Annotated in this window: 10 protein-coding genes and 3 tRNA genes; 2 read left to right on the top strand and 11 right to left on the bottom strand. The window is 32.0% G+C overall.

What is annotated here, in order from left to right:
- Positions 1 to 7 precede the first annotated feature (7 nt).
- From HMPREF9943_RS05705 to HMPREF9943_RS05655, 11 genes are all read right to left on the bottom strand, one after another.
- Positions 8 to 646, bottom strand: coding sequence for an HAD family hydrolase (locus HMPREF9943_RS05705; RefSeq protein WP_004802962.1), 639 nt, complete (start codon positions 644 to 646; stop codon positions 8 to 10).
- Positions 639 to 1916 (bottom strand): galactokinase, encoded by a 1278-nt coding sequence (locus HMPREF9943_RS05700; protein WP_004802960.1) that lies wholly within the window; start codon positions 1914 to 1916, stop codon positions 639 to 641. The genes HMPREF9943_RS05705 and HMPREF9943_RS05700 overlap by 8 nt, the downstream gene beginning before the upstream one ends.
- Complete coding sequence (locus HMPREF9943_RS05695; RefSeq protein ID WP_004802958.1) at positions 1916 to 2923, bottom strand: aldose epimerase family protein; 1008 nt, start codon at positions 2921 to 2923, stop codon at positions 1916 to 1918. The genes HMPREF9943_RS05700 and HMPREF9943_RS05695 overlap by 1 nt, the downstream gene beginning before the upstream one ends.
- 121 nt (positions 2924 to 3044) lie before the next feature.
- A tRNA-Val gene (locus HMPREF9943_RS05690) sits at positions 3045 to 3120 on the bottom strand.
- A 4-nt stretch (positions 3121 to 3124) separates the two neighbouring features.
- A tRNA-Glu gene (locus HMPREF9943_RS05685) sits at positions 3125 to 3200 on the bottom strand.
- 2 nt (positions 3201 to 3202) lie between these two features.
- Positions 3203 to 3279, bottom strand: a tRNA-Asn gene (locus HMPREF9943_RS05680).
- 91 nt (positions 3280 to 3370) lie between these two features.
- On the bottom strand, positions 3371 to 5005 hold the full coding sequence (locus HMPREF9943_RS05675) for an N-acetylmuramoyl-L-alanine amidase family protein (RefSeq protein WP_004802955.1): 1635 nt from the start codon (positions 5003 to 5005) through the stop codon (positions 3371 to 3373).
- Between the two features lie 93 nt (positions 5006 to 5098).
- The gene (locus HMPREF9943_RS05670; RefSeq protein ID WP_026624051.1) at positions 5099 to 6595 is read right to left on the bottom strand and encodes a hypothetical protein; all 1497 of its coding nucleotides are present in this window, start codon (positions 6593 to 6595) and stop codon (positions 5099 to 5101) included.
- Positions 6582 to 7694 (bottom strand): metallophosphoesterase family protein, encoded by a 1113-nt coding sequence (locus HMPREF9943_RS05665; protein ID WP_004802951.1) that lies wholly within the window; start codon positions 7692 to 7694, stop codon positions 6582 to 6584. The genes HMPREF9943_RS05670 and HMPREF9943_RS05665 overlap by 14 nt, the downstream gene beginning before the upstream one ends.
- A gap of 79 nt (positions 7695 to 7773) precedes the next feature.
- Positions 7774 to 8976: an NADP-dependent isocitrate dehydrogenase gene (locus tag HMPREF9943_RS05660; RefSeq protein WP_004802949.1), complete on the bottom strand. Its 1203-nt coding sequence runs from the start codon at positions 8974 to 8976 to the stop codon at positions 7774 to 7776.
- Between the two features lie 4 nt (positions 8977 to 8980).
- Complete coding sequence (locus HMPREF9943_RS05655; protein ID WP_004802947.1) at positions 8981 to 9664, bottom strand: GntR family transcriptional regulator; 684 nt, start codon at positions 9662 to 9664, stop codon at positions 8981 to 8983.
- Positions 9665 to 9785: 121 nt separating this feature from the next.
- Here HMPREF9943_RS05655 and abc-f point away from each other — a divergent pair, with 121 nt between their 5' ends.
- Both abc-f and HMPREF9943_RS05645 read left to right on the top strand, forming a co-directional pair.
- A complete protein-coding gene (gene abc-f / locus HMPREF9943_RS05650; RefSeq protein WP_004802946.1) occupies positions 9786 to 11639 on the top strand; it encodes a ribosomal protection-like ABC-F family protein in 1854 nt (617 codons plus the stop codon).
- Positions 11640 to 11755: 116 nt separating this feature from the next.
- On the top strand, positions 11756 to 14014 hold the full coding sequence (locus HMPREF9943_RS05645; RefSeq protein ID WP_004802945.1) for a hydratase: 2259 nt from the start codon (positions 11756 to 11758) through the stop codon (positions 14012 to 14014).
- Positions 14015 to 14042: the final 28 nt, after the last annotated feature.

Genomic DNA, 14042 nt, shown 5'->3' with positions numbered 1-14042 from the left:
TTTTGCTTTATAATTCACTGAAATCTGTAATAACTTTTATAACTCCGGGATAATGAAGATACTCTTCTCCCTTACCTGCTGTATCTAAAACAATAATATGACGACAGCCACAGGCATAAGCATTTTCAATACCGCTCTTTGAATCTTCAAAAATCAGACAATCTTCAATCGGAACCTGAAGATTCAAAGAAGCCTGTAAAAACATTGCTTTCTTATCATGATAATCTCCATTATCATAAACAATCAGATCTTTATCGAACCACTTTTCTAAATCAAATGATTTAATAAAGAAATCAATATTCTCTTTAATGGAGGCACTCGCAATAGTATGAGGTAAAGAAAGCTTTTCTAAATATTCTTCCGCTCCCTTAATCAAATGAAAGTTTTTCTGATCCTCTAAACAATATTCCCGATAATACTTTTCTTTAAGTAAAGAATAATAGTGAATCCTTTCTTCATCTAAACACTGACCTGAAAGAAAATAAATAATCTCTTTATTAGGAACACCATTAAAATATGTATATAATTCCTCTTTTTCTATTGGCTTATTTCTTAATAGAAGAGAAATTCGATTCCAGGCTTTAATATGCTTATCATTATCAATAAAAAGAGTACCGTTAAAATCAAAAATATTAGCTTTAATCAAAGATTTTCTTTCCTCCATATTTTCTTATCTTCAGCACATGACAGCTTCCCTTACCAAATACTTTCTCTATTTCTTTCTGATATATCTGTACATAATTATCACTCACAAAAGCCTGTATTGTACCGGCAAAACCTCCGCCATGAACGCGACAAACGCCCTTATCACCTAATATATCTTCACTTATAGCTAATCCTATAGAAATAGGCTGATGATGAGGTTCTATTGTTGTAAAGACATTCTGAAGGTATTTGTAGCTGCTGTTTCCTGATGAGGCAACAAAATGCTTGAATAAATCAAAATCTTTCTTCTTAAGTGCTTCTACAAGCTTTTCTACTCGTTTATTTTCTTTAAAGAAATGATAAGCTCTTAAAACAGCACGATCGCCGCACTGGATTCTCAGATCAGCAACTCTTTCCATAAACTTCTCTTCATCAACATCTCTTAAATATTCCTCATCAAAGACATGAGCTATAGATTTCATTTCTCTAGGAATAGCAGCATACTCATTAGTGAGTGAAGCATGAGATCCTTTTGTATCTACGATACATAAACTATGATGGAATATTCCAAAATCTATATCTATAGGTTCTACCAGTGGTGAATAAGGATCCTTAAAATCAATAGAAATTAATCCGCCTACTGCACAGGCACACTGATCCATTAAACCACATGGCTTACCGAAATAAACATTTTCAGCATATTGTCCCGCTTTCGCAATAGTCACCATATCAATAGACATATTATTATATAATCCATCAATAATAGTTCCGATAAGATCTTCAAATGCTGCTGATGAAGAAAGTCCTGCACCAATTAAAACATCACTCGTAATATAAGCTTTAAATCCGCCAACAGAATAGCCTAGTTCCTTCAATCTTGAAACAACACCTTTAATTAAAGCAGCCGATGTTCCTTCTTCTTCCTTCTTTTTTTCTAAATCATTTATATCTATCTCTTTAATATTAAAATCATCTGATACAACCTTAATAATATCTTTTTGTTTGCTTACCACCGCTATCGCATCTAAATTAATAGCTGCTGCCAGTACACGTCCATGCTGATGATCTGTATGATTACCTCCTACTTCACTCCTTCCGGCTGCCGTATACATCTCTATATCATCATCACCATATAAATGTTGATATTCTTTTAATGCCTGAATATAACGCTTATTCTGATAATCAATTAAAGAAGCATCTCCATAAAGATCTAATAAGATCTGATTATGCTTCTGAGATTCTAACTGTTTAATTAATGTCTGTATGTTCATTATCTTGTTTTAAATGTATATGATGTCTTTTCATCATATAACTGACCTTTCTTTAATATTGTTTTTGAATGTTCTTCTAAATGAATACTATCCGGCATATACTGTGTTTCTATACATAAAGCACTTCCGGCATTTAATGGTTTATTATTCTTTCCTATTCTGCCATCAAGATAGTTTGCACTATAAATCTGAGCCAATGGATAAGTTGTATTCACAGTGAGCTCTATTCCAGTTTTTTCACTATACAAAGTGACTTGATCTTTTGAATCATCAAAAATAAAAGGATGATCATAGCCATGCCCTATTTCAAGCTGTTTATTAGTCTGATAGATCATATCTTTAATCTTTGTTTCATGACGAAAATCAAAAGGTGTACCATCCACAGCAGTCAAAGTTCCCGTTACCAGTCCATTTGTATCTGACTCTGCCATAACCGATGACTTAATCTTTAAATAATGATTATCTATTTTATCAGGTATACCATCCAAATTAAAATAAGAATGATTGGTAATATTAATCAACGTATCCTGATCACCGGATGCCTGATAAGAGATTTCTAATGTCTCTTTATTTAAACGATAAGTAGTCCTCATTAATAAATTACCCGGAAAATTCTCTTCCCCATCCGGTGATAGATAAGTAAAGATAACGCTATCATCTTCAATTTTATAATTAAATAAACGATAAGAGAAGCCGTGAATTCCACCATGAAGAGTATTAGGACCATTATTAATCGCAAGATGATATTGCCGGTTATTCAAAGTAAATTGTCCCTTTCCTATCCTGTTAGCTACTCTTCCTACCAATGCTCCCAGATAGCCATCATACTTTAAATAATCGCTATAATCATCATATCCTAATACTACATCTTGTAGATTATGATGCTTGTCTTTAACCAGTATCTTTGTGATTGTACATCCTAAATTTAATGTATGAACTTCTAAATATTCATTTTTTAGAATAATTTCATCCAATACATTATTAATACGCTTAACTTCTGCTGCCATATTATATCCTTTCTAATAAGTTATCTAAACTAATTATATGGATACAAAAGCAGGTAGTCAATTGTTTACCGGAAATTTACTAAAACAATAAAAAAAGATGTATTTCTACATCAAATAAAAATGGTGGGAGCTAACGGGCTCGAACCGCTGACCCTCTGCTTGTAAGGCAGACGCTCTCCCAACTGAGCTAAGCTCCCATCATGGTGACGGATACGGGATTCGAACCCGTGAATGCATGCGTGAAAGGCATGTGAGTTAACCGTTTCTCCAATCCGCCACTGGCGCCTCAAGTAGGACTCGAACCTACGACCCCCTGATTAACAGTCAGATGCTCTAACCAACTGAGCTATTGAGGCATTCAATTATTGCTTAATTAATATACACTAGAATATATAAAAATGCAATACTTTTTATAAAACAATAGAAAAATAAGGCTGCTTATCAGCCTTATTTACGTGTTTTATCCCATTTTCCACTACCATTAACATGATATTTCCCAATCCACTTATTAGCCGACATTGCTCCTGATGATTCCAAATAATACCATGCTCCTTTATCCTTAATCCAGCCTGTAGCCATTGCTCCATTAGATTCCAGATAATACCATGTATCTTTGTATTTAATCCAGTCCGTAGCCATTGCTCCATTAGATTTTAGATAATACCATGTGCCTTTGTATTTAATCCAGTCCGTAGCCATTACTCCATTAGATTTTAAATAATACCATGTGCCTTTATCCTTAATCCAGCCGGTCTGCTTATTACCATTAATGTAATAATACCAGCTGCCATTTATTTTAGACCAGCCGGTCTTTACACTTGCTGATGTATTAAGAGATATCGGTGAATAATTTAGATATTTATCCTGATGATCAGGGTATTGTGTTGAATAAGGCATATTCTTATACACAGGAATATAAAGATTTTTCTTCTTCTCATCTAAATGATTTCTAGATACACAATAAGCATATGTCAGTTTTTTAGCTTCCGTGATTGGAGCATGAATATTCGTCATATACGAATGTGTATAAATCTTATATTTACTTGACTTATTAACATTAAATCTTTGTAAATATAATGACCACTGACCGCCTTTGATGTATTTATTTCCCAGATATTCCATACCTCCATAAATACTCTTTTCAACAGTATTCCAGCCCTGCTTTTTAGCATAATTAATACCATCCTGTGCTCCGCCATTAGCTCCAATATTAAAGATATTGTAATACTTTTTACCACTCTTATCACCGGATGCTTTACCGCCTTTATAACCTAATCCACCATTTTTACCCTGTTCGACAGCTGCTCGAGTTAAAGAGTTAAATAAAGAAACATCATATTTTCTTGAAGCCTGATAAAAAGTATTTGCATATTTTGATAATACTGTGCCACTTAATACTGATTTAGCATCCTGTAATACCTCTGAATCATTATAAGAAAGTTTATTAAAAACAATACCATTATAAGCATCTAAATAATTTCTAGGATCCATCAGATACTTTACTGTATCTAGAGAAGCTCTTCGCCATGAAGAACCTTCTAATACCTTAGGAGAAGTAATCAGATGAGAATTATTTGAACTAATTAAAGCTGACTTCTGAAACTGTGAAGCTGCAGTATTAAAATCAAGACCTGTCTCTACCGGAATAAAATTCCATAATGGATAGACAGAATGCATATATCTTAATCTTAATTTATAAGATTCAGGAAAAGATGAAATCTTCTTTTCAAATGCAGCATCATATTGATATTTTCCAAAACGATAGCCACTTGAATATTTCTTATTATAAACATATCCTTTTAATTTTCTATTATTCTTATAATACTCTACATAGTTCCATGTATCCCCATCACTATCTTTAACTTCTCCAAGAAAAGCCAAAGACTGACCAAATTGAATGGTTGAAAGAGTCTTTGAATTATTTGATGGTTTCTCTTTTACATTATAAGTAAAGTTATATTCTAAGATACCAACAAATGGAGCTTTTAAAGCTTCTACATGAACTGATGAAAACCTTATTGGTATACATAAAGCAAGTGCAGCACCTGTCAAAATAAGAATTTTATATTTGTATCTCTTCATGAATTTATCACCTCGTATCCCTATCCTAACATAAATTATCTATAATACAAAATATATTTTAATTAATTTAAAATAATTTATATTATAAACAAATCAATTTATATTATAAGTAAATTTATATGTATTATAATACTGATTTAAACCAAATACTGTAACATTTACTTTCCCCTTTTTAGTATGAGAAGAATAGCGTATTGTATAATCTATATTTTCTCTTAATAAATTTACACCGGAATAAACTTTTAATTGAGGTGTTACCGGATTACCTGTATATTTTATATTCTTTTGGTATTTAAATTTCATCTGCGATATATCTTTAAAGAAATAATATTTATAAAACGACATTCTATTCAGTAAGTCAGTTCTATCCGGATAGTCTGTATTTTTAGGCATATTTAAATATACCGGAATTAAAAGCCTTCTGGTAATATTTTCATTCTTAATATTCATATAGCCATCAAACATATGTTTTGCTTCGTTGACCGGTGCCATAATATTAGTCATATAGGAATGTGTTCCCAAATTCTTATAATGAATATCAAAACGCTGTAAATATAAAGTATCCTGACCGCTTTGAATATATTTTCGACTAAGATAGTCGGCTCCGCCATTAATAGCCTTCTCTCTCGTATCCCAGCCTTGTTTTTTAGCATAATCAATACCATCCTGTGCTCCGCTGTTAGCTCCAATATTAAAGATATTATAATAAATCTTACCGCTCTTATCTCCTCTAGCATGACCGCCGATATTTCCTGCTCCGCCGCTTTTAGTTTCCTTAGCTGCCTGCTCAACAATTGCTCTGGCGATTAAATTAGATAATGAAATATTATATTTAAGAGCCGCCTGATAATATAATGTTTCCCATTTTTTATTTGATGTTGGTTCCATGCCTGTCATAAATGTATCAGCCAGCATTTTTCTGGCATCATTAAGAGTTTCTTCTTTATTTAATGTCTGTTGTTCAAACATAACAGATTGTGAAGCTGATAAATGATTACGTGGATCAAGATAATATCTGACTGTATCTATATTTGCTTTTCTCCATACTTTTCCTTCTATAATCTTTGTGGATTCAATTAATGAATTCTTATCAGAAGCAATCAATGCTTTTTTCTGATAAGCTTTAGCTGCATCTTCAAAGCTATGATTACTATACATAATACGAAAATGCCAGTGACTATATAAACTATGAATATATCTTAGTGACTGACGATAACTCTCAGGAAACTTCTGTATCTTAGCTTCAAATGACTCATCAAATTCATATTTTTTAAGTTTATCTTTTAAAACATATCCGGTTAATCTTTGACCATTTACATAAGCCCCTATTTTCTCATAAGACTGATGTAAATAAGTAACATGAGCAACTACGATCAAAGGTGTTCCTACCGGCAATGTATGTAATGTTTGACTCGTTTCATCAGGAGCTTTCTTTAATACTCCCGCTTCTTTTACTAAGCTGATATATCCCTCAACAGGTACTTCTCTTCTTCCTAATATAAAATAAGCTGTTCCCAACATACATATCGCAATTAGAATCATAATTATTCTCTGTAAAAACAGTTTCTTTCTCTTTTTATTTTTTTTCACTTATTCTCACATCCTTATCTTCTACCCATCCGGTTTGTTCATTACACAATACATAATCATAATCTTTAAATCTTAATAAGATACTGATAGGATCTCCTTTATTTCCGGAAATCATATGATCTGTATAGTCATCAAGACAATAAAAGTGTCCATCTCTTTGATAAAGGTACTCATTCTTAATATCTAATATCATATGAGTGTTGACTTGCTGACATAATGAGAAAGATTCTTTCTTTTCCAGTATCTTTACTTCAAAGTCAGGAAATGAAATTTTATGAAACAAATGATTTCCTTCTATATCTCTTTTTAATATACCTTGAGGCAAAGGCTGATATTTTGCAGTCTGATAACTGATTTTTCCATCTATACTATTAATAATTAAAGCATTAAGTTGTGCTATCGGCTTAACGCCTATCCCTCCATCTATAGATATGATACGTTTATTAAAATCAAAAATAATATCATTATTAATAATATTCTTATAATTAGAAACAGGAATATGACCGACAATAACTGTTTCTTTAAAAGGATGACCATAATCTAAGAATCGCTGCATTTCTAAATAAGAAGAAAGCCCACATTCTTTATAATTATCTCTTGGTTCTAAACCGGCATGAACAAAAATAAAATCATTAAATTTTAAAGTTACCGGAAGATGTTTTATAAACTGTAAATGTGTATGAAGACTTTGTTCAAGTATATGCTGAATGCTTAAAGAAGAATGAGTATTAAAATCTAAATGCTTTTGATGCATTAATGTTCTGATTGCCCCATTAGCTGAAACCTTATTTAAATAATGAGAGATATGAGGAGCCAGCTCAGGGATTGTCAGCATGGCGGTCATCGCCCACTCACAATTACCCATAAGAATATAAACTCTGGGATAATGAGATAGCTTTTCAATAAAAGCCATTGTTTCTAAGACCTGATCTCCTTTTTCTACATAATCACCTATGATTACTAAATAATCTTCTCCTACTTTATAATGAATAGAATCAAGCAATTCTATAAAGAAATCAAGATGTCCATGAATATCGGAAATCGCAATCAGACGATAATCTTCTCCCACTTTCACTGTCTTATGTTTAGCCTTCAGCATACCGATCTCCTTATTAAAGGTATTGTAAGAAAAAATAATAAGGAATGCAAGCAATGAAAAAACCTTTCTTTTGAAAGGTTTATAATAAAGCTTCAATTTCTTTTCTAACAGCTTTTAAGAAATCTTCAGAATTTACTTCCTTAACTTCAATATTTTCAGCTAATAAAACCAAATCCTTCGTAAGAATACCGTTATTTAAAACATGAAGACATGCTTTTTCTAACACATCAGCATAATAGACAAGAGCATCAATTTTATCTAATTCTCCTCTTTTTCTAAGAGCTCCACTCCAGGCAAAAATAGTTGCGATTGGATTTGTTGATGTCTTTTCTCCTTTTAAATAACGATAATAATGACGTGTTACTGTACCATGAGCTGCTTCATATTCATAATGACCATCCGGAGAAACAAGGACACTTGTCATCATTGCAAGTGAACCGAAAGCTGTTGATACCATATCACTCATAACATCACCATCATAATTTTTACAAGCCCAGATAAATCCGCCTTCACTTCTCATTACTCTGGCTGTAATATCATCAATTAATGAATAAAAATAAGTGAGTCCCTCTTTTTCAAAAAGATCTTTGTATTCCTTATTATAGATCTCTTGGAAAATATCTTTAAAACGATGATCATAAATCTTAGAAATAGTATCCTTTGTCCCAAACCATAAATCCTGTTTTTGATCTAAGGCATAATTAAAGCAGCTTCTTGCGAATGACTCAATAGAATCATCTGTATTATACTGTCCTTGTAGTACACCGGGTGTTTCAAAAGAAAATATTTCTTTTTCAATCTTATCTTCTCCTTCAAATACCAACTTAGCAATACCTTTCCCGGGAACTTTAATCTCGGATGATTTATAAACATCACCATAGGCATGTCGGGCAATAGTAATAGGTTTTTTCCATTTACTGACAATAGGACTAATACAATCAATCATAATAGGTTTTCTAAATACTGTTCCATCTAATATCGCTCTGATTGTTCCATTAGGTGATTTCCACATTTCTTTTAAATGATATTCTTCTACTCTTTGTGCATTAGGCGTAATAGTTGCACACTTCACTGATACACCATATTTCTTATTAGCATAAGCGGCATCTACTGTAACCTGATCATTCGTAAGATCTCTATTTTCTAATCCTAAATCATAATATTCTGTTTTAAGATCTACAAAAGGAAGAATTAATTCCTCCTTAATATCTTTCCACAGGATTCTTGTCATTTCATCTCCATCCATTTCTACTAATGGTGTTTTCATTTGTATCTTAGTCATAATTCTACCTCTTCTTTTCCTTTGATGCATAATATTTACGTACAAGCATTTGTGATTTATTAATATGACTGACAATCAAAGACTTAGCTAAATCTTTATCCCTATCCATAATCGCATCTAATATTGCCTTATGTTCCTTAAGTGATGTTTCCATTCTCTGATGCTGTTTTAAAGAATGTCTTGTAGTTACCGAAACATAATAATGAATATCTTTTAAAACCTGCATCAGATAAGATGACTGTGTCGCCTGATAAATCATTTCATGATAAAGAATATTTAAATCATGAATCTTCTCATTATCTTTTTTCTTTGTATAAAACTCCATTAAATCATAAACATCTTTAATCTTTGCCAGATAAATATCATTGATACGATCTATCGCAAGCCCTACTGCAAGTGACTCAAGAATCTTTCTGACTTCAAACATATCATCTATATCTCTAGGCTTAAATCCTTTCACAAAGACACCTTTATTCGGAATACTTTCTACCAATCCTTCTAATTCCAGCTGTTTTAAAGATTCTCTAACCGGTGTCCGACTAATATTGAACTCTTTAGCTAAAGTCAGTTCATTAAGTTTATCACCATGATTATATTCTTCATTTAAAATCCGGTCTCTCAAGATATTAAATATCTGATTCCCCAGTGATCCATGTTTTGTCACTTCAAATAAACTATGTGATGGCATATTCTTATCCTCCCATATTGTATACAATTATACATAAATTATTAAATTAAACAATAAATCAAAAGAAATTCTCTTGTTTTTATTTATTTTTTTATATGTTAGAATAAACAAGGTGATAAATATGATATTAAGTTGTTCTTCATTAACTAAACTTTATGGTGATCAGGAAGTATTAAAAAATATAACTTTTAACATAGAAGCAAAAGATAAGCTGGCTGTTATTGGTGAAAATGGTGCCGGTAAAAGTACTTTATTAAAGATTCTGCAAAATGAAGAGTCTTATGATAGCGGTACTCTTTCCATTGCAGGTGATGTCACAATAGGCTATTTGTCACAAGATCATAATTTTGATTTATCTTTAAGTATCTATGAGACTTTAGAAAGTCCTTATAAGAATTTAAAGAATATTGAAAAAAGAATGCGTTATTTAGAAACACAAATGACTCATAGTGACCATTTAGACTCTATTATGAAAGAATATGATGCTTTAACTGTCCGGTTTGAAGAATCTGATGGATATACAATTGAATCAAATATTAAGGGTATCTTAAATGGTTTAGGTTTTCAAAAAGATATCTGGTATCAGCCGGTCAGTATCTTATCCGGAGGTCAGAAAACAAGAATTATATTGGGTCAACTATTATTAAGTGAACCTGATTTACTACTGCTTGATGAGCCTACCAACCATTTAGATTTAGAAGCTATTGAATGGCTTGAAAATTATCTTAAATCTTATCCTAAGGCTATTATTGTTGTGTCACATGATCGATATTTTATTGATCAGGTTACCGACTCTATTATGGAAATAGAAAATGGAAAATCAAAAATATATCATTGTCATTATAATGAATATGCACAGATTAAAAAACATAATAGAGATATCGATTTGAAGCATTATTTAAATAATCAGAAAGAGATAAAAAAGATGCAACAGTCTATTGATACATTAAAATCTTTTAATCGAGAGAAGCAATTAAAAAGAGCACATTCAAAAGAAAAAGCCTTGGAAAAAATGCAAAAGACGGAAAAACCAAATTCTCTTCCTTCTCCTATTCATATCTCTTTTCAGCCGGAAATAGAAAGTGGATATGATGTCTTAAAAGTTAAGGATCTTTCAATGAGCTTTACTCATCCTTTATTTGATCATATCAGCTTTGAAGTCAAAAGAAATGATAGAATTGCTTTACTTGGTCCTAATGGTATAGGTAAAACAACTTTATTTCATTTAATATTAAAAGATCTTATTCCTGATAGCGGACATATTCATTTAGGAGTAAAAGTAACTATTGGATATTATGATCAAGAACATTCTTCATTGAATATAAACAATACTATCTTTGATGAAATAAGCAATGCTTTCCCTAAAATGAACAATACTCAAATAAGAAATATTTGTGCCGCATTTCTTTTTAAAGGAGAAGATGTATTTAAGACTATTGATATTCTTTCCGGAGGAGAAAAAGGACGTATAGTCTTAATGAAACTGCTCTTAAATAAAGCAAACTTTCTTATTTTAGATGAGCCTACCAATCATTTAGATATACAGTCTAAAGAGGTTTTAGAAGATGCTCTGCTGGACTTTGACGGTACGATTCTTTTCATTTCTCATGATCGTTATTTTATTAATAAAATCGCAACTAAAATACTAGATATGTCTGAACATGGTGTAGATGAATATAATGGTAATTATAGTTATTATTTAGAGCATTTGAAGATAAAATCTGAACAGAAAGAGACAGCTGTTAGCCAATCTAAAATAGTAAATCAGGCTGATAGGGCTTTAAAAAACAAGCTGAAGAAAGTTGAAAATGAAATTTCTTCTTTAGAAAATACTATTAAAGAAAAAGAAGCTTTGCTTGGAGAAGAAGAGATTATAAATGATTATAAGAAGTATAATGAATGTACGGATACAATCGAACAATTAAATAATGAACTTGAGGAAAAGCTTCTTTTATGGGAAGAACTAAATAGTTAGACAGGATAGTTATCCTGTCTTTTGTATTGAAATAAAAACATTTACTTCATTATTCTTTTATACTATAGTGAATAAAAGAAATAAATATTTTAGCTATTTCAAAAAGGGAGATTACAATGATTAAATTATATAATGAAGGTATTTTTCTTAAAGATGGTTATACTATTATTCCTGAAAGTCAGTCTCATTATGATAAAAATGAAGCAAAAAAAGGGACTATTGCTTATCATATTATGAACAATCATAATATGAGTAACAATATGGAACACTTAAGAATAAAATTTGATTCAATGGCATCACATGATATTACTTATGTAGGTATTATTCAGACTGCGAGAGCTTCCGGTATGAAAAAATTTCCATTACCTTATGTTATGACATGCTGTCATAACTCATTATGTGCAGTAGGAGGCACAATCAATGATGATGATCATCTGTTTGGCTTAAGTGCCGCTAAAAAATATGGAGGTATTTATGTTCCTCCTCATATTGCAGTTATTCATCAATATATGAGAGAAAACTTTGCCGGATGCGGAAAAATGATCTTAGGTTCTGATTCACATACACGCTATGGCGCTTTAGGAACTATGGCTATTGGTGAAGGAGGAGGCGAATTAGTGAAGCAGCTTCTAGAGGATACTTATGATATAGATCTTCCTGATGTTATTGCAGTATACCTTGATGGAAAGCCTCATCCTTGGGTTGGTCCTCATGATATTGCTTTAGCTATTATCCGTGAAGTCTTTAAAAACGGCTATGTAAAAAATAAAGTTATGGAATTTGTCGGTCCCGGTATTAGTACAATAGATACTGATTATCGCAATGGTATTGATGTTATGACAACAGAAACAACCTGTCTTTCTTCTATTTGGAGAACTGATGAGGATACACATGATTATTTAAAAGAACATCATCGCGAAGCTGATTATAAAACATTAAACCCTGATTCCATTGCTTATTATGAAGGCTGTGTTTATGTTGATTTATCAACTATCAAACCAATGATTGCCTTACCTTTCCATCCTTCTCATGCTTATGAAATCGATGAACTTTATGAAAATCTTATTCCTATTTTAAAAGAAACAGAAAAAGCTGCTGCTAAAGTTTCTGAAGGAAAAGCTCATTTTACTCTATTAGATAAAGTCACTTCTGATGGAAAGCTAATGGTTCAACAGGGAGTTATTGGCGGATGTTCCGGCGGTACTTATTCTAACATTGTTGAAGCAGCTCATGCTCTTAAAGGAAAAACTATTGGTAATGATGAATTCTATTTATCAATTTATCCATCATCTCAGCCGGTTTATACTGATTTAGACAGAAAAGGCTTCCTTGCTGATTTAATGGATAGCGGTGCTCTAATTCGCTCAGCTTTCTGCGGTCCTTGTTTTGGTGCCGGTGATATTCCTGCTAATAATGCCATATCAATAAGACATAATACAAGAAACTTCCCTAACAGAGAAGGTTCTAAGCCCGGTCAGGGACAAATGAGTGCTGTTGCTTTGATGGATGCCCGGTCAATAGCTGCTACTGCTGCGAATGGAGGTATTCTTACTTCCGCAGAACATCTTGATATCTGGGGAGATATTCCTGAATATCACTATAATGACCGCAGTTATCAGTCAAGAGTTTATAACGGTTTTAATCATCCGGATAATACAAAAGAATTACGTTATGGTCCCAATATTAAAGACTGGCCTAAGCTAGGTGCTCTAACTGATCATATTCTCTTAAAAACCGCTTCTAAAATAGAAGATGAAGTGACGACTACAGATGAACTTATCCCTTCCGGTGAAACATCATCCTATCGCTCTAATCCGCTGGGATTAGCTGAATTTACTTTATCTAGAAGAGATCCTCTCTATGTACAGCGTTCTAAATCTATTAGAGATTTAGAACAGCAGAGATGTTTAGGGCATACTTCCAAGTCTTTAGAAAATATCTTTAATATAATAAAATCTATTAAAGGCTTTGAAGCACTGAATCCTTTAGAAGTAGAAATAGGTTCTGTACTCTATGCTAATAAGCCGGGAGATGGCAGTGCCAGAGAACAGGCAGCCAGCTGTCAAAGAGTATTAGGCGGGTTAGCTAATATTACTCAGGAATATGCAACAAAGCGTTATCGCTCTAATTGTATTAACTGGGGAATTCTTCCATTTCATCTTAAAGGACAGCCGGATAATCTTAAGATAAATGATTATATCTTTGTTCCTAATATTAAAGAAAAACTAGCTAACTCTTTAGATAACATTCCTGCCTATATTATTAGAGAAGACAGCTACATTCCTATCTCTCTTTATATTCTTGATATGACTGATAATGAAAAAGAAATTCTTAAGGCCGGATCTCTTATTAATTATAATAGAAATAAACAATAGTATAATACAGATATTCTCTCTATGAATA

The sequence above is a fragment of the Eggerthia catenaformis OT 569 = DSM 20559 genome, from assembly GCF_000340375.1.
Classification (GTDB): Bacteria; Bacillota_I; Bacilli_A; order Erysipelotrichales; family Coprobacillaceae; genus Eggerthia; species Eggerthia catenaformis.
This window is presented reverse-complemented; position numbering and strand designations above follow the sequence as displayed.